Below are 23,798 nucleotides of genomic sequence, written 5' to 3'. Positions count from 1 at the left end.
ATGGCCTGCTTCGGCAGCGTCGCCCACGCACCGCTTGCCATCATGATCATGGTGGCCGAGATGACCGGATCCTTCGCCGCAGTACCCGGAGCGATAATCGCGGTGGGTATCGCGTCGCTGCTGATGTCGCACAGCGGAGTCAGCATTTACCGGTCCCAGCGTCTGAATCGTGAGGCGGCCGAAGCCGAGCGCGCGCGCCAGCCTGCATGATTACCGGGGCGTGGTTGCGCCCAGCACCGCCGCGCCGATCTGCCGATGACCCTGCCTGTACATCCAGTGTTGGTCTGGTCGTCGACAAAATCGGACACACTGTTCGCGGGTGATCAGCCGCCTCAACTCAGGAAGGAGCGCCTTGCCATGCACACGCTGAGCCTGGCCGACTTTGTGCTGCGCTTGGCCGTCGGCCTAGGGTGCGGCGCGCTGATCGGAGTGGAACGTCAATGGCGGGCACGCATGGCCGGCCTGCGCACCAACGCGCTGGTGGCAACCGGCGCCACTTTGTTCGTGCTCTACGCGGTGGTCACCAACGACACCAGCCCTACCAGGGTCGCGTCGTATGTGGTGTCCGGGGTCGGTTTTCTCGGCGGAGGGGTAATCCTGCGTGAGGGATTCAACGTTCGCGGGCTGAATACCGCTGCGACGCTGTGGTGTTCGGCCGCCGTAGGCGTGCTGGCCGCCTCCGGGCATTTGTTGTTCACCGTGATCGCCACCGGCACCGTGGTCGCCATCCACCTGCTGGGACGTCCACTCGGTCGGTTGATCGACCACGACAACGTCGTCGAAGAAAGCGAAGACCAGCAGCCCTACCAAGTTCAGTTGATTTGTCGACCCAAAAGCGAAAAATACGCGCGCGCCCAAATCGTGCAGCACACCAGCACCAACGACCTCATTCTCCGGGGGATCCACACCGGACGCGCCGCCGACGACAAAGTTACTTTAACAGAATATCTGCTGATGAATATTAAAAAAAAGGCACGGCTTGAGCGCCTCGTCGCAGAGCTCTCGCTGCAGCCGGGCATTCAGGCGGTGCATTGGTACGCCGGTGAGCCGAGCGATGCCATGCCGCCCATGTCGGACACGGGTTAGCGTGCCGGGACAGTGTTCACTGACATAGTAAACGCGCGTATACCCACTTGGACACTTGTCTCAAAACATGCCTAGTTACCAGCAGTTTTGAGTCTTATCCCATACTGCTGTTGTGTATTCGGGCATTCACTCACTATGCTTGTAAGTGTCTGGCCCCGCTGCTGGTGCCGGATGGGGTGGCCAACCGCTCGGGGCCGGGGGGAGTTGCCGCCGCGGCGGCTACTGCGGGTGTCGTTCGGTTGCCGCGGTGTCAAGCGGCGGCAGGTTTGCCTTATCCGACGAGGGGCTCTCATAACGCGCTGGAGAGGAGTGGCCGATGCCTGAAGTGGAAGTGCGCCACGACGGACACCCTGCGTTTCGCCGCCAAGTTCGCTTCGACTGGTCGAATCTGCCGCTGCACTGGGTACCCGATGATCCGTTCGCGACGCACATGATGAACGTGTTGCATTTGCTGCTGCCGGAGGGCGAGCGGCACTTCATCAAGGCCGTCCTGGAAGCGTCGTCGCTGGTTGACGATCCCGAGCTGGAGGCGGCGATCAAACCGTTCATCCAGCAGGAGTCCTGGCATGCTTGGGCGCATCAAGTGGTGCTAAACCACTTGGCAGAGCAAGGCATCGACACCACGCCCTACACCACTCGGCTGGGGAAATATTTGTCGTGGGCCCTGGGGGATCCGCCCAGGTGGTGGCCGCCGGCGATGAAGCGGTGGTGGCTGTATCGGCGGCTGGCCGACGTGGCTGCGCTCGAGCATTTCACCGCGGTGTTGGGTCAGTGGGTGCTGCAGAATCAGGGTCTGGATTACGCGGGCACCGACCCGGTCATGCTGGATCTGCTGCGCTGGCATGGGGCCGAGGAGATCGAGCACCGCTCGCTGGTGTACGACGTCTATCAGCACGTGTGCGGCAGCTACCCGCTGCGAGCACTGGCCATGTTGACGACCGCCCCGCAGTTCATGTTCTGGTGGTTTCTCGGGGTGCGCTACTTGATGACGCACGACCCGACCATCGACGCCAAACCGCGATGGCGCGACTGGTTGCGCGCCGCGCGCGAGTACAAAGTGCCGGGACCGTGGAAACTGCTGGTTACCGTCCCGCTCCGCTACCTGCGTCCCAGCCACCATCCCGGGCCCGAGGCGTCCACGCAGATGGCGGTGGACTACCTAAAGCACTCGCCGTCGGCCCGCGAAGCCCGGAAGCGCGCTATCGCCCAACTGAAATCGCACGGAGTCGACAAAGTCGAGGCATGAGGTAAGGACGGAGATTCGATGAAGGTTTTCGTTGATTTCGACACCTGCGACGGGAACGCCGTCTGCATGAGCATTTGCCCTGAGGTCTTCGAACTCGGCGACGACGGTTATCTTCACCTGCTCCAAGAGGAGCCGGGCGAGGACATGCGCGACAAGCTCAAAGGTGCTGAAGTGTCCTGCCCCACCCAGGCCATCACCATTCAGGATTAACGCCGTGTCGTCAGATGATCAGCTGAAACAGGTCGTCGTCGTCGGCTCCGGTGTAGCGGGTACCCGGGCGGCGGAGACTTTGCGGGCAGAGGGCTACGACGGTGCGCTGACGATTGTCAGCGCCGAACGGCATGCTCCTTATCACCGGCCGCCACTGTCGAAGAAACTGCTCACCGGAAAAGTACAGCGCGCGGGGATCGACTTGGCGCCGCATTTCGACGTCGATGCCAGGGTGCTGCGCGGGGCGTCTGCCGTGGGGCTTGACATGTCGTCGCGCACCGTGCTGGTCCGAGACGACGACCGCGAGCAGGAGTTGGGCTTCGACGGGCTGGTCATCGCCTCTGGCGCACAGCCCCGGGAATGGCCGGGCGGCCCGGTGCCGGACGGGGTGTTTTTGCTGCGCACCGTCGACGACTGCTTGGCTATCCGCCAGCGGTTGCAGGCGCGTCCTCGGGTGGTCGTCGTCGGCGGTGGGTTCATCGGCGCAGAGGTCGCCGCAAGTTGCCGGTCGCTGGGGCTAGATGTGGCGTTGGTCGAATTGACCGCGGGGCCGTTGCTCGGAGCGCTCGGCGAGGAGATGGCAGACCGCTACGCCGCGTTGCACCGCCAGCACGGCGTAGACGTCCGGGTCAACGTCGGCGTCGACACTTTTGTCGGCGAAGGCAACGTAAGGGCTGTTCGGCTCACCGACGGCAACGAGTTGGCAGCCGATCTTGTACTCATCGGCCTGGGGGTCGCCCCGGCCACCGGCTGGTTAGACGGTTCGGGTTTGCGTGTCGACGACGGCGTGCTGTGCGATGCCACCGGTGCGGTCGAGGGCGGCAAGCGTGTCGTCGCCGCCGGTGATCTGGCGCGCTGGTGGCACCCGCTCTACGAGAAGCATCTGCGAGTCGAGCACTGGGAACACGCGGCACGCCAAGGTGCGGCCGCCGCGCGCACACTGCTGGCCGGCCCCGGGCGCGGTGACGCGTACGGCGAAGTGCCGTACTTCTGGTCGGATCAGTATGACGTCAAGTTGCAAATGCTCGGCGTACCCGACGATTACGACGCCATGCAAGTGATCGAGGGCGACATCGACGGCTGGACGTTCCTCGCCGCCTACGGGCGTGACGGCCGGACTATCGCGGTGGTATCCACCATCCCCGGGCGGGTGCATGCCTACCGGAGTGCGATCGCCGACCGTGCTGCGTTTCCGCCGAAAGCCGCCGCATAGTCGGCTGGCGGATGAGGTAGGGATCAGCGCCTCGAGATCCGCTGAGTCGTAGGGTGTCGGATGTGGATGGGATCGCAGGTTTCTTGTCCGTGCTGCCGACGCAAATGCGCGACCCGGTGCTGTTCGCCGTCCCGTTTTTCCTGCTGCTGCTGAGCTTGGAGTGGACCGCCGCCCGCAAGCTAGAACAGATCGAGAACGCTGAGCGGGCGCCCTCCGGGGCGTACCTGACCCGCGATTCATTGACCAGCATCTCGATGGGCCTGGTGTCGCTGGCCACGTCCGCGCTCTGGAAGTTCCTGGCGCTGCTCGGCTACGCCGCAATTTACGCGGACCTCGCACCCTGGCATCTGTCGGCGACCCGGTGGTACACGTGGGTGATCGCGATCCTCGGTGTCGACCTGCTGTATTACACCTATCACCGCATCGCTCATCGAGTTCGTCTGATCTGGGCCACGCATCGGTCCCACCACTCCAGCCAGTACTTCAACTTCGCCACCGCGCTGCGCCAGAAATGGAACAACAGTGGCGAGATCCTTATGTGGATCCCGTTGCCGCTGTTGGGAATTCCCCCGTGGATAGTGTTCGCCAGCTTCTCGGTGAACTTGATCTATCAGTTCTGGGTACACACCGAACGGATCGGCAAACTACCGCATGCGGTCGAATTCGTCTTCAACACTCCGTCGCATCACCGGGTGCACCACGGCATGGACCCCGAATACCTGGACAAGAATTACGGCGGCATCTTCATCATCTGGGACCGGCTGTTCGGCACGTTCCAGCCCGAACTCTTCCGACCGCACTACGGGCTCACCAAGCAGGTCGGCACGTACAACGTCTGGAAGCTGCAGACCTCTGAATATGTCGCGATCGCCGGCGATGTGCGGTCAGCCGCACGCCTTCGTGATCGGTTGGGTTACCTGTTCGGACCACCCGGCTGGCAGCCTCGCAGCACAGGGCGGCTAGACGCCGATTGCGCGGGCGAATTTCTCACCCAACCGTCGTCGCGGGTCACAAGCCGGTAAAGTCTCGAGGCGCTACGCCGATGCTCTGCACAGCAACCACCCTTTGGCCGGCATTGTGTCGGCCGCCGACGGATCGGAGTCGATGGTGCGCCGGGCTGAAATATCCGCCTTCGCCGCGACGCTGATCGCGGCACTGACGGCATGGCTGGCGCCGATGGTCGCCGGGGCCGACCCCGTGCTGGTGTATCCGGGCATGGAAATCCACCAGGACACCCACCTGTGCACCATGGGTTACGTCGATCCGGCACTGCGGGTCGCCTTCACCGCGGGTCACTGCCGCGGGCAAGGCCCGGTCACCGACAAAGACAACCACGTCATCGGTAACCTAGCGACGTTTCGCGACAACACGCCCAACGGCGCCACCGTCGCAACGGACCAGCAGATCAACGACTACGAAGCGATTGTCCTGGCCGATGACGTGACGGCGAACAACATTCTGCCCGGCGGCCGTGCGCTGGGATCAGATCCTGGCCTCGTGGTGCGGCCTGGAGATCCCGTCTGCCACTTCGGCGTCGTCACTGGTGAAAGCTGCGGGACCGTCGAACGCGTCAACAACGGCTGGTTCACCATGTCCGAAGGAATCGTCAGCCAAAACGGTGACTCCGGCGGGCCGGTGTATGTGACCGCTAGTCCGGGTTCAGCGCTGATCGTCGGGATGTTCAACAGCAGGTGGGGGCAGTTTCCGGCGGCGGTGTCCTGGGTGTCGGCTTCCCAGCAGGTCCGCGAGGACGTTGGGGTGGGCAAAGTCAGCAGCGCAGCAGCCGGTCTCGCGCCACGAACCTGAAACGTCACCGGGCATCTAGCCGCGGCTCCCAGCGCCAAATCAAGAGCACTGTTCTCGCTTGTGCCAGACTTGACCGCATGGCCAAGCGGGAGGCCTCGCGGAAGCGCATCGAGGCGCAAATCGTCGAGCTGGGCCGCCGCCACCTCGTCGACCACGGGGCGGCCGGGCTCTCGCTGCGCGCGATCGCCCGCGACCTGGGCATGGTTTCCTCGGCGGTGTATCGGTATGTGGCCAACCGCGACGAGTTGTTGACGCTGCTGCTCGTCGACGCCTACAACGAGCTGGCCGATACCGTTGACCAGGCCCGCGACGCAATGGCGGAGGTGTGGAGCGACGACGTCACCGTGATCGCGCACGCCGTCCGCAGATGGGCGGTTGCGCACCCGGCCAGGTGGGCACTGCTGTACGGCAGCCCGGTTCCCGGCTATCACGCACCGGCGGAACGGACCGGCGGACCCGGCACCCGGGTGGTGGGCGCGTTGTTCGACGCGGTGGCCGCCGGGATCGCCACTGGCGACATCATGTTGACCGATGATGCTGCGCCGCAGCCAATGGCGTCGGACTTCAAACGGGTCCGCGACGAGTTCGGGTTTCCCGGAGATGATCGCGTTGTCGCCAAGTGCTTCCTGTTATGGGCAGCCATCGTGGGTGCGATCAGCCTCGAGGTTTTCGGGCGGTACGGGCCCGACATCCTGAGCGACCCCCAAGCGGTCTTCGACGCCCCGGTCCGGTTGCTGGTCGATGTGCTGACCCGGCGGTGACGCCCGTGAATTAGAACGTGTTCATCGACCTTCCATGCACCGGCAGCGGTTGGCCGTGGCAACGTCTATCTGTGGGCCTACCGGCTGGGCTATCCTGCGAGGCGATGAGCCTTCACGCCGGATCGCCGGTCCAAATCGCGTGGGTAACCGCCGACCTGAATGCCACTGAAACCGCCCTCACCGGCCTATTAGGGGTCCGCAAGTGGGTGCGGCTACCTGAGGTGCACTTTCCGTCGGACACCTGCCGCTACCACGGCGAGCCGGCCGACTTCGTTGCCAGCATTTCCCTGAGCTACCTCGGCGATATGCAGCTGGAGCTGATTGAGCCGGTCCGCGGGCCGAACATCTATAGTGACTTTCTGCGGGACAACGGGCCGGGGCTGCACCACATCTGCGTCGAGGCGAAAACCGCCGAGCAGTTCGACGCGATGATCGCCGCGGCCGGCGAGCACGGGGCAGCGGTTGCGCAGGAGGGCCTGATGGCCGGCGGGATGCGGTTCGCTTATGTGTCGGCACCGCAGGCCGGGGTGCCGTTCGTGGAGATCGCACACGTCTCGCCGGAGATTCGGGCGTTTTTCGACTACGTGAAGCAGGAGCAGCAGTGAGCCGCGCCGGCGACGATGCAGAGCGTAGCGATGAGGAGGAGCGGCGCCAATGAACACCGCCGGCGACGATGCAAAGCGCGAAGCGATGAGGAGAAGCGGCGCCAATGAACACCGCCGGCGACGATGCAAAGCGCGAGGGACCCCAGCTTGCGAGGGGACGATGAGGAGGAGCGGCGCCAGTGAGCACCGAGATACCGGCACCGGTGAATGCGGACGAGGTGACGTCGTGGTCGGATGACGTCGACGTGGTGGTGATCGGCTTTGGCATTGCCGGTGGGTGTGCGGCTGTCAGTGCGGCGGCCGCCGGCGCCCGGGTGCTGGTTTTGGAGCGCGCCGCCGCGGCCGGTGGGACCACGGCAATGGCCGGCGGGCATTTCTATCTCGGCGGCGGCACCGCGGTCCAGCAGGCGACTGGTCACGCGGATTCGCCGGAGCAGATGTACAAGTATCTGGTCGCGGTGTCGCGGGATCCGGATCACGAAAAGATCCGCGCCTACTGCGAAGGCAGCGTCGAGCACTTCAATTGGCTTGAAAGCCTTGGCTTTCAGTTCGAGCGCAGCTTCTATCCTGAGAAGGCGGTGATTCAGCCCAACACCGAAGGGTTGATGTACACCGGCAACGAGAAGGTGTGGCCGTTTTTTGAAAAGGCGGTGCCGGCGCCGCGGGGACACAAGGTGCCGGTGCCTGGCGACACTGAGGGCGCGAAGCTGGTGATCGACTTGCTGCTCAAGCGCGCCGAGAATCTCGGCGTGCAGATCCGGTATGAGACCGGTGCGACGCAGCTGATCGTGGACGGTTCAGGCGCGATCACCGGGGTGATGTGGAAGCAATTTTCGGAAACCGGCGCGGTCAAGGCGAAGTCGGTGATCATCGCCGCCGGCGGTTTCGTGATGAACAACGAGATGGTGGCGCGGTACACCCCGAAACTGGCAGAAAAGCCGTTCGTTTTGGGCAACACCTATGACGACGGCCTGGGCATCCGGCTGGGTATGTCGGCCGGTGGTGCCACCCAGCACATGGACCAGATCTTCATCACGGCGCCGGCCTACCCGCCGTCGATCCTGCTCACCGGGATCATCGTCAACAAACTCGGAAAGCGGTTCGTCGCCGAGGATAGCTATCATTCGCGCACTTCGGGTTTCGTGATGGACCAGCCCGACAGCGCAGCGTTCCTGATCGTCGACGAAGCGCATCTGCAACGCCCACAAGTGCCGCTGGTGCCGTTGATCGACGGCTGGGAGACCGTCGAGGAGATGGAAGCCGCGCTCGGCATCCCGAAGGGCAACCTCGTTGCGACGCTGAACCGCTACAACGAGTTCGCGGCCCGCGGGGAAGACCCCGATTTCCACAAGCAGCCGGAATTCCTTGCGCCGCAAGACAAAGGACCCTGGGGTGCGTTCGACCTGTCATTGGGGAAGGCGATGTATGCCGGGTTCACCATCGGCGGGCTGGCCACGTCGGTGGACGGCCAGGTGCTGCGCGACGACGGCACCGTCATCCCCGGTTTGTACGCGGTCGGCGCGTGTGCATCCAATATCGCTCAGGACGGCAAGGGCTACGCCAGCGGCACCCAGCTCGGAGAAGGGTCCTTCTTCGGGCGCCGCGCCGGAGCGCACGCCGCCACGGCCACGCGCGAGCAGACGTAAAAGCCCCGTTTCCCAGGCATTCGGGTACTTTTGCGCCTGCTCGCGCAAACGAACGCTACACGGGCGCCGGCTCCTCCTCGACCCGGCTCAGCCGCCAGCGTCCTTCGCCGAGTAGCTGAAGGCGATGATCGTGATGCGGCTCAACAGTGCTGCGGTGGCTGACGCTGACCACAATGGTGTCCGGTAGCTCGGTGCGCAGCAGTTGATACATCGCCAACTCGAGCCCTTCGTCCATCGCCGACGTGGCCTCGTCAAGGAACACCGCTTTGGGCTTGGTCAACAGCACCCGGGCGAACGCCACCCGCTGCTGTTCGCCGGGGGACAGCACTTTCGCCCAGTCCTGCTCCTCGTCGAGGCGGTTAACCAAATGCGGCAGCACCACTTTCGTCAATACCTCGCTCAGCTCGCTGTCGGGAATGTCACCCGCGGAGGACGGATAGGACACCACGGCTCGCAGGTCGCCAAGCGGCACATACGGCAGCTGCGAAAGGAACATCGTTTCGTTGGCACCGTCGGGTCGCCGCAACGTCCCCGACGCATACGGCCACAACTCGGCAAGGCTGCGCAGCAGCGTTGTCTTACCGCTACCTGACGGTCCCGTGATCACCAACGCCTCACCAACCGAAAGGTGCACATCGAGGGAATCGATCAGCTGGTCGCCGTCCGGTGTCCGCACTTCCAGGCTTTCGATGTCGACGGCGTCATCGACGCTCGGTGTGGTGAGAATCTCGGGCAACTCGCGGGCTTTCTCGTCGGCCACGACCAGGCCATGGAGCCGGATGATCGCCGCACGATAGCTCGCGAACTGGTCATAGGCGTTACGGAAGAACGACAGGCCGTCGTGAATGCTCTCGAACGCGGTCGCCGACTGCGTAACGTCGCCGAACCTGATCTGGCCGGCGAATAACCGCGGCGCTTGCAGCACCCAGGGCAACGGCACAATCGCCTGGCTCATCGAGATGTTCCAGCCGAACCACCCGATCGTCCGGTTCACGAACCGCAGGTAGTTGTCGATGATCGGGCGGAACCGCTCCGACAGCTGCACCCGTTCAGCGCGCTCGCCGCGGTAGAAACCGACTGCCTCGGCCGCGTCACGCACCCGCACCAGCGCGTAGCGGAAGGCGGCGTTGGTGAGCTCGTTGCGGAAGCTCAGCCAGATCAGCGGCCGCCCGATCCAGAACCCGATGATCGTCGCGAACAAGACATAGGCGATGACGCTCCAGAACAACGCTTTGGGAATGCTGAAACCCCAGATGGTCAGCGTGCCGGACAGCTTCCACAGGATGGCCGTGAACGAAAACACCGACAGCACCGAATTGACGGCACCGAACAGCAACACGCTGTTGGTGCCGTTGGACGGCACGTTAGGCGTGGCTCCCACCCCGGCGGTGAACACGTCGATGTCTTGCTGGATTCGCTGGTCGGGGTTGTCGATGGTGGCGTCGATGAAGCGCCCTCGGTAATAAGAGCGCCCGGTTAGCCAATCGCCGGTGAGTCGGTCGGTCAGCCAGACCCGCCAGGCAACGATGAAGCGCTGCATCAGATACATGTCGAGCATGAAGCGGGCGATGTGCAGCACCGCCATGATGCTGAAGATCCATAGCGACATCCAAAAGCCATGCACTCCAGATTGTTTGACCTGTTGGTTGTGGGCGGCGATGCCCTGCACCGCGGTCTGGACCGAGGAATTCAGATCGTTGGCCTGGTAGCTGAACAACACATTGAGCCGCACCGCGATAACGACCGACAACAGCAGCACGGCAAGCATCAGCCAGACCGGAATGCTGCGCCGACCGACGAAATAGCCGCCGGTGATTCGCCAAAATTGGTGGCCCCACGGCGTGAGCAATCGCAGCAGCGCCACCACGACGATCACGCAGACCGCGCTGATCAACCATGCCACCGCAATCCACCGCAACGAATCGCCTAGGGCGTGACTCCAGTCAATGGAGGGCTTGAACAACTCCACGGTGCGCTACTCCCTCGGTGCTTGCCGGCTAAGGCGTCGATCCAACGCTGGCCTCACGAGATTTTCCCGCGAAGCTACCTCAGCGGCCCGGCGAGAGCGCCATGGCGATCGTTACGCTCGGCCAATGAGCACCGATGCCCCCAGCAGCCAGACCATCCACGCCGGCCGCCTGATCGCGCGGCGGCTGCGCGCCAGCGGCATCAGCACCGTGTTCACCCTGTCCGGCGGCCACCTGTTCTCCATCTACGACGGCTGCCGCAGCGAGGACATCCGGCTGATCGACACCCGCCACGAGCAGACCGCCACCTTCGCCGCCGAGGGCTGGTCGAAGGTGACACGCCAACCCGGCGTGGCCGCCCTGACCGCCGGTCCCGGTGTCACCAACGGGATGAGCGCGATGGCCGCCGCGCAGCAAAACCAGTCGCCGCTGCTCGTGCTGGGTGGCCGCGCGCCGGCGGCCCGGTGGGGCATGGGTTCGCTGCAGGAAATCGATCATGTGCCGTTCGTCGCGCCGCTGGCCCGCTTTGCGGCCACTGCGAAATCCGCCGACGATGCCGGGCGACTGATTGACGACGCACTGCGAGCGACGGTGGCCGCCCCCTCGGGGGTCGCGTTCGTCGACTTCCCGATGGACCATGTGTTTTCGCCATGCGATGACGACAACCGGGCCGGTGCGCTGGCTGACCCCCCGCCGGCACCGGCGCCCGACGGCGACGCCCTTGACCGCGCCGCAGAATTGCTGGGCAAGGCGCGGCGGCCGGTAATCATGGCGGGCACCAACGTGTGGTGGGGCCATGCGGAAGCGGCGTTGCTGCGGCTGGTCGAGCAGCGGCGCATACCGGTGCTGATGAACGGGATGGCACGCGGCGCGGTGCCCGCCGACCATCCGCTGGCGTTTTCGCGTGCGCGTTCAAAAGCGTTGCGGGAGGCCGACGTCGCGGTGGTGCTCGGGGTGCCGATGGACTTCAGGCTGGGCTTCGGCGCGGTGTTCGGAGCCGAGACTCAGCTCATCGTGGCCGACCGCGCGGCACCCCAGCGCGAGCATCCGCGTCAGATCGCGGCCGGCCTTTACGGCGACCTGTCGGTGATCTTGTCGGCGCTCGCCGACACCAGCGGGCCCGACCCTGAGGACTGGATCGGGCTGCTGCGCGAGACGGAAACCACCGTGCGCGATCTCGAACGCGCCGAGCTGGCCGACGAGCGCGCTCCGTTGCACCCCATGCGGGTGTATGCCGAGCTGGCGCCGCTGTTGGACCGCGACGCGATCATCGTCGTCGACGCCGGCGATTTCGGGTCCTACGCCGGCCGGGTGATCGATAGCTACGTTCCGGGCGCCTGGCTCGACAGCGGCCCCTTCGGCTGCCTTGGCTCCGGCCCGGGTTATGCGCTGGCAGCGAAGCTGGCGCGGCCGGACCGCCAAGTGGTACTCCTGCAGGGCGACGGGGCATTCGGGTTTTCCGGCATGGAATGGGACACCTTGGTCCGCCACGGCGTGCCGGTGGTCTCGGTAGTCGGCAACAACGGCATCTGGGCGCTGGAGAAACACCCGATGGAGGCTCTCTACGGCTACTCGGTGGTTGCCGAGCTGCGGCCGGGCACCCGCTATGACGAGTTGGCACGCGTGCTCGGCGGCCACGGTGAGCTGGTCTCAACGCCCGCCGAGCTACGCCCCGCCTTGGAACGGGCGCTCGGCAGCGGGCTGCCTGCCGTCGTCAACGTGCTCACCGACCCCGCAGTCGCGTATCCCCGCCGGTCGAACTTGGCATGAGCGGGTCCGTCATCACCGCGTACCGTTGACCTGTGCCGAAGACCACCAGCGCTCAGCCGGGGCGCCTGAGCAGCCGATTCTGGCGGCTACTGGGCGCCAGCACCGAGAAGAACCAAAGCCATTCGCTGGCCGAGGTCAGCGCGTCGGCGGAATACGACGAGAAGGCCGCCGGGCTCAACGACGAGCAACTGCGTAAGGCCGCCGGCCTGCTGCGGCTGGACGATCTCGCCGAATCCGCCGACATTGCCCAGTTCCTCGCGATCGCCCGGGAAGCGGCCGAGCGGGCCACCGGGCTGCGCCCCTTCGACGTTCAGCTGCTCGGCGCGCTGCGCATGCTGGCCGGGGATGTGATCGAAATGGCCACTGGCGAAGGCAAAACCCTAGCGGGGGCGATCGCAGCTGCCGGGTATGCGCTGGCCGGCCGGCACGTGCACGTCCTCACCATCAACGACTACTTGGCCCGCCGGGACGCCGAATGGATGGGCCCGCTCATCAAGGCGCTTGGGTTGACGGTCGGCTGGATCACCGCCGAGTCGACGGCCGACGAACGCCGGGCGGCCTACCAGTGCGACGTCACCTATGCTTCGGTCAACGAAATTGGCTTCGACGTGCTGCGCGACCAGCTGGTCACCGACGTCGCCGAACTGGTGTCGCCCGATCCCGACGTGGCGCTGATCGACGAGGCCGACTCGGTGCTCGTCGACGAGGCGTTGGTGCCGCTGGTTTTGGCCGGAACCACGCACCGGGAGACACCGCGGCTCGAGATTATCCGGCTGGTCGGCGGACTGCAGCCTGGCGAGGACTACGACACCGACTCCGACAACCGCAACGTCCATCTCACCGACACCGGTGCCCGCAAAATCGAGAAGGCGCTCGGCGGCATCGACTTGTACTCGGAGGAGCACGTCGGCACGACGCTGACGGAGGTCAACGTCGCATTGCACGCGCATGTGCTGTTGCAGCGCGATGTGCACTACATCGTGCGCGACGACGCCGTGCACCTGATCAACGCCTCGCGTGGCCGCATCGCGCAGCTACAGCGCTGGCCGGACGGGCTGCAGGCCGCCGTCGAGGCCAAGGAGGGCATCGAGACCACCGAGACCGGCGAGGTGCTAGACACCATCACGGTGCAAGCGTTGATCAACCGCTACGCCACCGTCTGCGGGATGACCGGCACCGCGCTCGCCGCCGGCGAGCAGCTGCGCCAGTTCTACAAACTCGGCGTCTCACCGATCCCGCCGAACAAGCCGAACATCCGCGAAGACGAGGCCGACCGGGTGTACATCACCGCGGCCGCCAAGAACGACGCGATCGTCGAGCACATCATCGAGGTGCACGAGACCGGGCAGCCGGTGCTGGTCGGCACCCGCGATGTGGCCGAATCCGAGGAGTTGCACGAGCGGCTGCTGCGCCGCGGTGTGCCGGCGGTGGTGCTCAACGCCAAAAACGACGCCGAGGAGGCGCGGGTGATCGCTGAGGCCGGCAAATTCGGGGTGGTCACGGTGTCTACCCAGATGGCCGGGCGCGGCACCGACATCCGGCTCGGCGGCTCCGACGAGGCCGATCACGACCGGGTCGCCGAATTGGGCGGCTTGCACGTGGTCGGCACCGGGCGACACCACACCCAACGGCTCGACAACCAGCTGCGGGGGCGCGCCGGACGCCAGGGCGATCCGGGCTCGTCGGTGTTCTTCGCCAGCTGGGAAGACGACGTCGTCACCGCCAATTTGGAGCAGCACAAGCTGCCGATGGCCACCGACGACAACGGGCGGATCACCAGCCCCAAAGCGGCCGGCTTGCTCGACCATGCCCAGCGCGTCGCCGAAGGCAAGCTGCTCGACGTGCACGCCAACACCTGGCGCTATAACCAGTTGATCGCCCAGCAGCGGGCCATCATCGTCGAGCGGCGGAATGCGCTGCTGAGCACCGACACCGCCCGCAAGGAGCTCGCCGAACTGTCACCGAAGCGGTACAAGGAGCTGGCCGAGGAGCTGGCCGAAGATCGCCTGGAGACGATCTGCCGGTTGATCATGCTGTATCACCTCGACCGCGGCTGGGCCGATCACCTGGCCTACCTGGCCGACATCCGGGAGAGCATCCACCTGCGGGCACTGGGCCGGCAAAACCCGCTTGACGAGTTCCACCGGATGGCGGTCGACGCGTTCGCCTCGTTGGCCGCCGACGCGATCGAGGCTGGCCAGCAGACGTTCGAAACCTCACCGGCCATCGAGGATGAGCCGGGCGTGGACCTGTCCAAGCTGGCCCGGCCGACGTCGACCTGGACCTACATGGTGCGTGACAACCCGTTGGCCGACGACACGCTTTCCGCGCTGAGCCTGCCGGGGGTATTCCGCTAGCCCGGCGACGATGCAGAGCGCGTAGCGCGATGCGGAGGAGCCGGGCAATTGGGGCGGGGCCCGGCGACGATGCAGAGCGCGTAGCGCGATGCGGAGGAGCCGGGCAATTGAGCTAGGGTCACGGCTCATGAAGCCGGGGGCGGCGCACGACCGGGTGCTGACGGTGCCCAACGCGCTCAGCGTTATCCGGCTGGTGCTCATCCCGGTATTCATCTATCTGCTCTTGGTGGCGCATACCGACGCTTGGGCGCTTGCGATCCTGATCTTCAGTGGCGCCTCCGATTGGGCCGACGGCAAGATCGCGCGGGTGTTGAACCAGGCGTCGCGGGTGGGGGAACTGCTAGATCCGGCGGTTGACCGGCTCTACGTGGTGACCGTTCCGATCGCGTTCGGATTACGCGGCATCGTGCCGTGGTGGATCATCGCGGTGTTGCTGGCTCGCGACGCGCTATTGGCTCTGGAGCTGCCGGTGCTGCGCAGCCGCGGATTCACCGCGCTGCCCGTGCTCTACATCGGTAAGGCGGCGACTTTCGCTCTGATGTCGGCGTTCCCGCTGATCCTGCTGGGGCAGTGGAACGCGCTGTGGAGTCGCGTGGTGCTGGCCTGCGGCTGGGCGTTTTTGATCTGGGGCCTGTACATGTACCTGTGGTCATTCGTGTTGTACGTGGCTCAGATGGTCATGGTAGTGCGCCGGCTGCCCAGGGTGGGAGGCGAAGCGGGTCGTGGCTGACCAGACGCTGGGCGGGTATGACCCCGTCGCGGGCCGCAGCGCGCACGAGGCCGGGCGACCGCAACTGATCCCAGTGCCGTCGCTGCTGCGCGCTCTGCTGTCCGAGCATCTGGATCCGGGTTACGCCGCGACAGCCGCCGAGCGTGACCGCGCCGCCGCACCGCCGACCCGCCGCGCCCGCATGCTTGGCCGGATGTGGCAAGCCGCGGCGGCGTTACTGGTCGCCGTAGTGTTCGCGGCGGCGGTCGCGCAAGCCCGTTCGGTTGCCCCCGGCGTCAGCGCTGCCCAGCAGGTGCTGGCAGCCAGCGTGCGCTCGGCGGAGGCGTCCACCAATGAGCTGACCGCACGCCGTAATGCGCTGGCGGCGCAAGTCGACGACGTGCAGCGGCGCGCACTGGTTGCCGACGCGCAGGGGCAGCGACTGCTGGGAAACCTCGACAAGCTGGCGTTGGCGTCGGCCAGCACGCCAGTCATTGGTCCCGGTCTGACCGTGACGGTGACGGACCCGGGGGTCAGCCCGAATCTGTCCGACGTCTCCAAACAGCGCGTGGCCGGCGGCCGGCAAATCATTCTGGACCGCGATCTGCAGCTGGTGGTCAACTCGTTGTGGGCCAGTGGCGCAGAAGCTCTCGCAGTGGGCGGTGTCCGGATCGGGCCCAACGTCACGATCCGGCAGGCGGGCGGCTCGATCTTGGTCGACAATAATCCAATTAGCAAGCCATACACGATTCAGGCAATCGGACCGCCGCATGCCATGCGCGACCTTTTCGACCACAGCCCCGGTCTGCATCGGCTCCGGCTGTTGGAGGTTTCCTACGGTGTTGGTGTCAGTGTCAGCGTCGGCGACGCACTCGCATTGCCAGCCGGAGCTGTTCGGGATGTTAAGTTGGCCAAGCAGTTTGGCCCCTGAATCGAACCGACAGGAATCGTGATGACACCAGCCTCAACAACTGCCGCGGCGAACGCCGGAGCCACATGATCGGTCTCGCGGCTCTTGTCGTCGGCATCGTGCTGGGTTTGGTCTTCCATCCCAGCGTGCCCGAGGTCATCCAGCCTTACCTGCCGATCGCCGTGGTCGCCGCGCTCGACGCGGTGTTCGGCGGATTGCGGGCCTACCTGGAGCGGATCTTCGACCCGAAGGTGTTCGTGGTGTCGTTCGTCTTCAACGTGTTCGTGGCCGCGCTCATCGTCTACGTCGGCGATCAACTCGGCGTCGGAACACAATTGTCGACGGCGATCATCGTCGTGCTGGGCATCCGCATATTCGGCAACACCGCCGCACTGCGACGCCGGTTGTTCGGGGCTTGACACCGATGACCGATCAACCGGCAGCACGTGGCGGCGACGACGCCGGGCAGCAACGCGACTCCCACGTTGCCGGAGCCGCGCCGCACGGCCGCCACGAACTGCCCCCCGACTATCCACGGCAAAGGTTCGGGTGGCTGCGGCGATCCAACCTGGGCGGTGTATTGCGGCGTGGCCGTTCACAGTTGGTGTTCGGTGCGCTGGCGATCGTGTTGTGCTTCATGCTCGGCGTCGCGATTGTCACCCAGGTTCGGCAGAACGAGTCCGGTGATTCGCTGGAAACCGCCCGCCCGGCTGACCTGTTGGTATTGCTGGACTCGTTAAGGCAGCGCGAGGCGACGCTGAACACCGAAGTCACCGAACTGCAGCGCACGCTGAGTTCGTTGCAGGCATCCGGCAGCAGCAACCAGGCGGCCATCGAAAACGCGCAGGCGAGGCTTGCGGCGCTGTCCATCCTGGTCGGCACCGTCGGAGCCACCGGTCCCGGTGTCAGCGTCAAAATCGACGACCCAGGGCCGGGTGTCGCGCCGGAGGCGATGCTCGATGTCATCAACGAGCTGCGCGCCGCCGGCGCCGAGGCCATCGAGATCAACGACAGGCACCAGGCGCTGCGGGTAGGCGTCGACACCTGGGTGGTCGGCGCACCCGGTGCACTGACCATCGACGGCAAAACCCTGTCGCCGCCGTATTCGATTCTGGCCGTTGGGGATCCGCCGACGCTGGCCGCAGCGATGAACATCCCCGGCGGCGCAGTCGACAGCGTCAAACGCGTGGGAGGACGCATGTCGGTACAGCAGGCGGACCGAGTCGATGTCACCGCCTTGCGGCAACCAAAACCACGCCAATACGCTCAGCCAGTCAAATAAGCTATGTCGACCAGAACAGGATTGCCGTGACCGAAATCCCGCCCGACTTGCACTACACCGCCGAGCACGAGTGGGTACGTCGCACCGGGGAAAACACAGTGCGGGTGGGCATCACCGACTTCGCGCAATCGTCTCTGGGTGATGTGGTGTTCGTGCAGTTGCCCGAAGTCGGTACAGCCGTGACCGCGGGCGAATCTTTCGGCGAGGTGGAATCCACCAAGTCGGTGTCAGACCTGTATGCGCCGGTTTCGGCGAAAGTGGTTGCGGTCAACCGTGATCTGGAAGCCAGCCCCCAGCTGGTGAACTCCGACCCGTACGGCGCGGGATGGTTGCTCGATCTCGAGGCCGACGGGAGCGGCGCCCTCGAACAGGAATTCGCCGCGCTGCTTGACGCCGACGCCTACCGCGGGACGCTGACCGAATGACGATTGTTAAGGTGCCTTTCGCCCGGCGACGATGCGGGCGGCCAGCGGCCCGAGGAGGAGCCGGGCGATGGAGCACCAGCCGGCGACGATGCGGGCGCGCAGCCGCCCCAGGAGGAGCCGGGCATATGGGCACGACTCCCCGGGCCGAGATGCGGCCGTTGGACGCCCCGCGAAGCAACCTGGCCTCGGCTCGGGTGATCCTGCGGTGGTGGGCACATTGGGGACCCGTGCGCGGTACGGTCAAGACAACGACGGTAATGCGGTCGGACGGCCGGCCCAGTGGGCCCGGCCAGACAGCGCCACAGCGGCCAGTGAGGAGCAGCCGGTGACGGAAAAGGACAACGACCAGACCTCTGACGAAGTCACGGTGGAGACGACATCGGTCTTCCGGGCCGACTTCCTCAACGAACTGGATGCTCCCGCGCAAGCGGGCACGGAGAGTGCGGTTTCCGGCGTCGAAGGCCTGCCGGCCGGCTCGGCGTTGCTGGTCGTCAAACGAGGCCCCAACGCGGGGTCTCGCTTCCTGCTCGATCAACCGGTCACCTCTGCCGGCCGGCATCCCGACAGCGACATCTTCCTCGACGACGTCACCGTGAGCCGTCGACACGCCGAATTCCGCTTGGAAAGCGACGAGTTCCACGTCGTCGACGTCGGCAGCCTCAACGGCACCTACGTCAATCGTGAGCCGGTCGATTCGGCGGTGTTGGCAAACGGCGACGAGGTTCAAATCGGCAAATTCCGCCTGGTGTTTCTGACCGGCCCCAAGCCCAGCGAGGACGGGGGATCGCCTAGCTCGTGACCGCACCGGAGACGCCCGCGCTGACCGGGATGTCGATCGGAGCGGTACTGGAGCTGCTACGACCGGAGTTCCCGGACATCACCATCTCCAAGATTCGGTTCCTGGAAGCCGAGGGGTTGGTGACCCCGCAGCGCGCAGCGTCGGGGTATCGCCGGTTCACTGCCTACGATTGCGCCCGGCTGCGCTTCATCCTCACCGCCCAGCGTGACCACTACCTGCCGCTGAAGGTGATCAAGGCGCAGCTGGATGCCCAGCCTGACGGTGAGCTGCCGCCTTCTGGATCGCCTTACGGCGTACCGCGTTTGGTGTCGCTATCGGGTACCGCGCCAACCCAAGCCGCAGCCGACACGACCTCGGTGGCCCCCGCCGGCGTCCGGCTGAGCCGGGAGGACCTGCTGGAACGGTCGGGGGTGGACGGCGAGTTGCTGACAGCGCTGCTCAAGGCAGGCGTGGTTACCACCGGGCCTGGCGGTTTCTTCGACGAGCACGCCGTCGTCATCCTGCAATGCGCCCGGGCGCTGACCGACTACGGCATCGAACCGCGGCACCTGCGGGCATTCCGTTCGGCGGCTGATCGGCAATCCGATCTGATCGCCCAGATCACCGCGCCTCTCGTCGGGGCAGGCAAAGCTGGCAAGGCCGGCGCCCGGGACCGCGCCGACGACTTGGCGCGGGAGGTGGCCGCGCTGGCGATCACCTTGCACACGGCGTTGATCAAGTCGGCCGTACGCGACGTTCTGCACCGCTGAGGACTAGACTTCGTTCGACGGCTTGGTGTTCGGTGGTCTGAGGGTCCAGCGGTTCCGTGACACCGGGTCGAGTGAACACGGCAGCACGTGCGGAGGGCAGACACAGATGGCTGAAGTTCGCGTTGTGGGCATTCGCGTCGAGCAGCCGCAGAACCAGCCGGTGCTGTTGCTGCGCGAGGCCAACGGTGACCGGTATCTGCCGATCTGGATCGGCCAGTCAGAGGCCGCGGCCATCGCTCTGGAGCAGCAGGGCGTCGAGCCGCCCCGCCCGCTAACGCACGACTTGATCCGCGATGTCATTGCCGCCCTTGGGCATTCCCTCAAGGAGGTGCGGATCGTCGACTTGCAGGAGGGAACCTTCTACGCCGATCTGATCTTCGACCGCAACATCAAGGTCTCGGCGCGGCCGTCGGACTCGGTGGCCATCGCGCTGCGCGTGGGCGTGCCGATCTACGTCGAGGAGGCAGTGCTCGCGGAGGCGGGTTTGCTGATCCCGGACGAGAGCGACGAGGAGCCCAGCGCTGTCCGCGAGGATGAGGTGGAGAAGTTCAAGGAATTCCTCGACAGCGTGTCGCCCGACGATTTCAAAGCGACCTAATCGACATCGACTGGCTGCGACGCGCTGACCGCGGACGCGGTCGGCTCGTGCTGTCCGCGATGTTACGGATGCGTCTCATCTATGACTTGGACCTCGACACGCCCCGCGGAAAGCGTCGGCCGCCCCCGATCGCGGCCATACTTTGATGGCGGCTTGATCGCGACGAGCAGCACGACAGCTTGTCGAAAAGCGTATGCTCTCAAGCACTCGGGCCTGACCAAGCGCGACTGCGGCGGCAGTCGGTGACAGCGGCGAGAGGAAGCACCGTGGGCGACCAACCACGTCAAGACGAGTTAGACCTTGACGCCAAGGGTGACGACTCCGCAACGAGCCCCGAACCCACCGCCACGGCACCGAGCGAACCCGTGCAGGCAGGCCTGTTCCCCGACGATTCCGTGCCCGACGAGCTGGTCGGCTACCGCGGGCCCAGCGCCTGCCAGATCGCCGGCATCACCTACCGCCAGCTGGACTACTGGGCGCGCACTTCGCTGGTGGTGCCGTCGATCCGCAGCGCGGCCGGCTCCGGAAGCCAGCGGCTGTATTCGTTCAAGGACATCCTGGTTCTCAAGATCGTCAAGCGCCTGCTCGACACCGGTATCTCGCTGCACAACATCCGGGTCGCGGTCGACCACCTGCGCCAGCGCGGCGTTCAGGACCTGGCCAACATCACGCTGTTCTCCGACGGCACGACGGTGTACGAGTGCACCTCTGCTGAGGAGGTGGTCGACCTGCTGCAGGGCGGGCAGGGCGTGTTCGGCATCGCCGTGTCCGGCGCGATGCGCGAGCTGACCGGTGTGATTGCCGACTTCCCCGGTGAGCGTGCCGACGGTGGCGAGTCGATCGCCGCGCCGGAGGACGAGCTGGCTTCGCGGCGCAAGCACCGCGACCGCAAGATCGGCTAGCGGTCTATTCGCGCGAGCGTGCGCGGCTGTACGCACTGCCACGGCGTATCGGGGTACACACACGCGCGCTCGTAGGCCTGAAGAGCAGCCGGTAAAATCGGCAGTGCATCGATCCCGCGCGGGAGAGTTCCGTGACCGCCAGCCACGGACGCCGAAGGAGCAACACCTCTCCGTCAACCTCTCAGGCACCCGGACCGCGCGGGGACACGATGCCTCTGGAAAGCGGTGACGATGCTCACCCGCCGATGGGGAAAGACGTGCTGGGCATAGCGCAGCTGTCGAATCTCTCAGGCGCCCGGCTCGGGTAGAGGACAGAGGGAGAGGACCCGTAGTCCTCTGCCGATGTCAGGAGCCCGCGATGTCTGACCTCACCGAAACCCGTTTCGCCGACCGGCACATCGGGCCGGACAGCGATGCCATCGCGGCGATGCTTGCCGTCATCGGTATCGAGTCGCTCGACGAGCTGGCCGCCAAAGCGCTGCCGACCGGGATCCTCGATGCACTGACCGACAGCGGCGCCGCGCCCGGCCTGGACGGGTTGCCGCCGCCAGCTAGCGAAGAGCAGGCGCTGGCCGAGCTGCGGGCGATGGCTGCCGCCAACACCGTCGCGGTATCGATGATCGGTCAGGGCTACTACGACACGCTCACCCCGGCGGTGCTGCGCCGCAACATTTTGGAGAATCCGGCCTGGTACACCGCCTACACGCCGTACCAGCCGGAGATCAGCCAGGGCCGGCTGGAAGCGCTGCTGAACTTCCAGACCATGGTCGCCGACCTCACTGGCCTCGAGGTCGCCAACGCGTCGCTGCTCGACGAAGGCACCGCGGCCGGGGAGGCGATGACCCTGATGCACCGGGCGTCTCGCGGCAAAGGGGCTGGTCGACTGGTGCTCGATGTCGACCTGTTTCCTCAGACCGCCGCGGTGCTGGCCACCCGCGCGCAGCCGCTGGGCATCGAGATCGTCACCGCCGACCTGCGTGACGGCTTGCCCGACGGCGAGTTCTTCGGCGTCATCACCCAGCTGCCCGGCGCCAGCGGCCGGATCACCGACTGGTCTGCGTTAGTGCGACACGCGCATGAACGCGGCGCACTGGTCGCCGTCGGCGCCGACCTGCTGGCGTTGACGTTGATCACTCCGCCCGGAGAGTTCGGCGCCGACGTGGCGTTCGGCACTACCCAACGCTTCGGTGTGCCAATGGGATTCGGCGGCCCCCACGCCGGCTACCTGTCTGTGCACGCGCAGCACGCCCGCCAGGTGCCGGGAAGGCTGGTCGGGCTGTCACGTGATGTGGATGGGTTCCCCGCCTACCGGCTGGCGTTGCAGACCCGCGAGCAGCACATCCGCCGCGACAAGGCCACCAGCAACATCTGCACCGCGCAGGTGCTGCTGGCGGTGATCGCTGCGATGTACGCCAGCTACCACGGTGCCGAGGGGTTGACCCGTATCGCACGCCGCGTGCACGCCCACGCCGAGAAAATAGCTGCCGCAGTGGGCGATGCGTTGGAGCACGACAAGTACTTCGACACCGTACTGGCCCGCGTGCCAGGCCGCGCCGACGAGGTGATCGCTGCGGCGAAGGCCAGGGGCATCAACCTCTGGCGCGTGGACGACGACCAGGTGTCAGTGTCGTGTGATGAGGCCACTACCGATGCGCATGTGGCCGCGGTGCTCGAGGCTTTCGGGGTCGACCCCGCGGAGCCCGTGGGCGCGGACATCGCTACGCGCACATCGCAGTTCCTGACCCACCCGGCGTTCACCAGTTACCGCACCGAAACGTCGATGATGCGCTATCTGCGCACGCTGGCCGACCGGGACGTCGCGCTGGACCGCAGCATGATCCCGCTGGGCTCGTGCACGATGAAACTCAACGCCGCCGCGGAGATGGAGCCGATCACCTGGCCGGAATTCGCGCGCCTGCATCCCTTCGCCCCGGCTTCCGACACCGCGGGGTTCCGACAGCTCATCGAGCAACTGAGTACGTGGCTGGTCCAGATGACCGGCTACGACGCGGTCTCGCTGCAACCCAACGCCGGTTCGCAAGGGGAGTACTCGGGCCTGCTGGCCATCCACGACTATCACGCCAGCCACGGTGAGCCGCAGCGCGACGTATGTCTGATCCCGTCCAGCGCACACGGCACCAACGCCGCATCGGCAGCGCTGGCCGGGATGCGGGTAGTGGTGGTGGCCTGCCGCGACAACGGCGACGTCGACCTGGACGACCTGCGGGCCAAGGTAGCCGAGCATGGCGACCGGTTGGCGGCGCTGATGATCACCTATCCGTCCACCCACGGCGTGTACGAGCACGACATCGCCGAGATCTGCACGGCCGTGCACGACGCCGGCGGCCAGGTCTACGTCGACGGCGCCAACCTCAATGCGCTGGTGGGCCTGGCCCGGCCGGGGAAGTTCGGCGGCGACGTCAGCCACCTCAACCTGCACAAGACGTTCTGCATCCCGCACGGCGGCGGCGGCCCGGGCGTCGGCCCGATCGTGGCACGCTCGCATCTGGCGCAGTTCCTGCCGGGGCACCCATACGCCCCTGAGCTGCCAGACGGGCGGCCGGTGTCGTCGGCGCCCTACGGGTCCGCGTCGATTCTGCCGATCACCTGGGCCTACATCCGGATGATGGGCGCCGCCGGCCTCCGCCAGGCGTCGATGACCGCGATCGCGTCGGCTAACTACATCGCCCGCCGCCTCGACGAGTACTACCCGGTGCTCTACACCGGCGAGAACGGCATGGTGGCCCACGAGTGCAT

General features: G+C 65.9%; 21 protein-coding genes, 2 pseudogenes and 2 riboswitches (2 of these 25 only partly in view). Of the genes and pseudogenes, 22 read left to right on the top strand and 1 reads right to left on the bottom strand.

Annotated features, from left to right (window positions below; all coding sequences use genetic code 11):
* From ACFE99_RS06140 to ACFE99_RS06095, 10 genes and pseudogenes are all read left to right on the top strand, one after another.
* Window positions 1–210: pseudogene (locus tag ACFE99_RS06140) on the top strand (chloride channel protein) (it extends 1,231 nt beyond the left edge of the window).
* Window positions 211–357: 147 nt separating this feature from the next.
* Complete coding sequence (locus ACFE99_RS06135; RefSeq protein WP_375483405.1) at window positions 358–1,086, top strand: MgtC/SapB family protein; 729 nt, start codon at window positions 358–360, stop codon at window positions 1,084–1,086.
* A 316-nt stretch (window positions 1,087–1,402) separates the two neighbouring features.
* Window positions 1,403–2,332 (top strand): metal-dependent hydrolase, encoded by a 930-nt coding sequence (locus tag ACFE99_RS06130; RefSeq protein WP_375483404.1) that lies wholly within the window; start codon window positions 1,403–1,405, stop codon window positions 2,330–2,332.
* A gap of 18 nt (window positions 2,333–2,350) precedes the next feature.
* A complete protein-coding gene (locus ACFE99_RS06125) occupies window positions 2,351–2,542 on the top strand; it encodes a ferredoxin (RefSeq protein ID WP_375483403.1) in 192 nt (63 codons plus the stop codon).
* A gap of 4 nt (window positions 2,543–2,546) precedes the next feature.
* Window positions 2,547–3,755 carry an NAD(P)/FAD-dependent oxidoreductase gene (locus ACFE99_RS06120; protein ID WP_375483401.1) on the top strand — a complete coding sequence of 403 codons (1,209 nt, stop codon included), beginning with the start codon at window positions 2,547–2,549 and terminating at the stop codon, window positions 3,753–3,755.
* A gap of 62 nt (window positions 3,756–3,817) precedes the next feature.
* Window positions 3,818–4,777, top strand: coding sequence for a sterol desaturase family protein (locus ACFE99_RS06115; RefSeq protein ID WP_375483399.1), 960 nt, complete (start codon window positions 3,818–3,820; stop codon window positions 4,775–4,777).
* Between the two features lie 82 nt (window positions 4,778–4,859).
* Complete coding sequence (locus ACFE99_RS06110; protein WP_375483419.1) at window positions 4,860–5,561, top strand: hypothetical protein; 702 nt, start codon at window positions 4,860–4,862, stop codon at window positions 5,559–5,561.
* 77 nt (window positions 5,562–5,638) lie between these two features.
* Window positions 5,639–6,322 carry a TetR/AcrR family transcriptional regulator gene (locus tag ACFE99_RS06105; protein ID WP_375483397.1) on the top strand — a complete coding sequence of 228 codons (684 nt, stop codon included), beginning with the start codon at window positions 5,639–5,641 and terminating at the stop codon, window positions 6,320–6,322.
* Window positions 6,323–6,426: 104 nt separating this feature from the next.
* Window positions 6,427–6,927 (top strand): VOC family protein, encoded by a 501-nt coding sequence (locus tag ACFE99_RS06100; protein WP_375483395.1) that lies wholly within the window; start codon window positions 6,427–6,429, stop codon window positions 6,925–6,927.
* A 179-nt stretch (window positions 6,928–7,106) separates the two neighbouring features.
* Window positions 7,107–8,573, top strand: coding sequence for an FAD-binding protein (locus ACFE99_RS06095; RefSeq protein ID WP_375483393.1), 1,467 nt, complete (start codon window positions 7,107–7,109; stop codon window positions 8,571–8,573).
* A 55-nt stretch (window positions 8,574–8,628) separates the two neighbouring features.
* Here ACFE99_RS06095 and ACFE99_RS06090 read toward each other — a convergent pair whose 3' ends face one another.
* Window positions 8,629–10,542 carry an ABC transporter ATP-binding protein/permease gene (locus tag ACFE99_RS06090; protein ID WP_375483391.1) on the bottom strand — a complete coding sequence of 638 codons (1,914 nt, stop codon included), beginning with the start codon at window positions 10,540–10,542 and terminating at the stop codon, window positions 8,629–8,631.
* A gap of 124 nt (window positions 10,543–10,666) precedes the next feature.
* Here ACFE99_RS06090 and ACFE99_RS06085 point away from each other — a divergent pair, with 124 nt between their 5' ends.
* The 12 genes and pseudogenes from ACFE99_RS06085 to gcvP form a co-directional block, all read left to right on the top strand.
* Window positions 10,667–12,310 (top strand): acetolactate synthase, encoded by a 1,644-nt coding sequence (locus ACFE99_RS06085; RefSeq protein ID WP_375483389.1) that lies wholly within the window; start codon window positions 10,667–10,669, stop codon window positions 12,308–12,310.
* A 32-nt stretch (window positions 12,311–12,342) separates the two neighbouring features.
* On the top strand, window positions 12,343–14,667 hold the full coding sequence (gene secA2, locus ACFE99_RS06080; protein WP_375483387.1) for an accessory Sec system translocase SecA2: 2,325 nt from the start codon (window positions 12,343–12,345) through the stop codon (window positions 14,665–14,667).
* A gap of 127 nt (window positions 14,668–14,794) precedes the next feature.
* Window positions 14,795–15,397, top strand: a complete 603-nt coding sequence (locus tag ACFE99_RS06075; protein ID WP_375483385.1) for a CDP-alcohol phosphatidyltransferase family protein — start codon at window positions 14,795–14,797, stop codon at window positions 15,395–15,397.
* Window positions 15,390–16,307: a DUF881 domain-containing protein gene (locus ACFE99_RS06070; protein ID WP_375483383.1), complete on the top strand. Its 918-nt coding sequence runs from the start codon at window positions 15,390–15,392 to the stop codon at window positions 16,305–16,307. Before ACFE99_RS06075 ends, ACFE99_RS06070 begins: the two co-directional genes overlap by 8 nt.
* A gap of 65 nt (window positions 16,308–16,372) precedes the next feature.
* Window positions 16,373–16,705 (top strand): small basic family protein, encoded by a 333-nt coding sequence (locus ACFE99_RS06065; RefSeq protein WP_083087320.1) that lies wholly within the window; start codon window positions 16,373–16,375, stop codon window positions 16,703–16,705.
* Between the two features lie 5 nt (window positions 16,706–16,710).
* On the top strand, window positions 16,711–17,568 hold the full coding sequence (locus tag ACFE99_RS06060) for a DUF881 domain-containing protein (RefSeq protein ID WP_375483381.1): 858 nt from the start codon (window positions 16,711–16,713) through the stop codon (window positions 17,566–17,568).
* Window positions 17,569–17,594: 26 nt separating this feature from the next.
* Entirely contained in the window at window positions 17,595–17,993 is a 399-nt protein-coding gene (gene gcvH, locus ACFE99_RS06055; RefSeq protein ID WP_375483379.1) for a glycine cleavage system protein GcvH, read from the top strand.
* A gap of 325 nt (window positions 17,994–18,318) precedes the next feature.
* Window positions 18,319–18,792 (top strand): glycogen accumulation regulator GarA, encoded by a 474-nt coding sequence (garA, locus tag ACFE99_RS06050; protein ID WP_375483417.1) that lies wholly within the window; start codon window positions 18,319–18,321, stop codon window positions 18,790–18,792.
* Entirely contained in the window at window positions 18,789–19,541 is a 753-nt protein-coding gene (locus ACFE99_RS06045; protein WP_375483377.1) for a MerR family transcriptional regulator, read from the top strand. Before garA ends, ACFE99_RS06045 begins: the two co-directional genes overlap by 4 nt.
* Before the next feature lie 106 nt (window positions 19,542–19,647).
* Window positions 19,648–20,139 (top strand): bifunctional nuclease family protein, encoded by a 492-nt coding sequence (locus ACFE99_RS06040; RefSeq protein ID WP_375483375.1) that lies wholly within the window; start codon window positions 19,648–19,650, stop codon window positions 20,137–20,139.
* A 266-nt stretch (window positions 20,140–20,405) separates the two neighbouring features.
* Window positions 20,406–21,041 (top strand): MerR family transcriptional regulator, encoded by a 636-nt coding sequence (locus tag ACFE99_RS06035; protein WP_375483373.1) that lies wholly within the window; start codon window positions 20,406–20,408, stop codon window positions 21,039–21,041.
* A gap of 109 nt (window positions 21,042–21,150) precedes the next feature.
* Window positions 21,151–21,248: riboswitch (glycine riboswitch) on the top strand.
* Window positions 21,249–21,366, top strand: a riboswitch (glycine riboswitch).
* A gap of 33 nt (window positions 21,367–21,399) precedes the next feature.
* Window positions 21,400–23,798: pseudogene (gcvP, locus tag ACFE99_RS06030) on the top strand (aminomethyl-transferring glycine dehydrogenase); it runs 387 nt beyond the window's last position.

The organism is uncultured Mycobacterium sp. (genome assembly GCF_964249325.1).
Lineage (GTDB): Bacteria > Actinomycetota > Actinomycetes > Mycobacteriales > Mycobacteriaceae > Mycobacterium.
The sequence above is the reverse complement of the archived record's forward strand: the minus strand, read 5'-3'. Positions and strand labels throughout refer to the sequence as shown.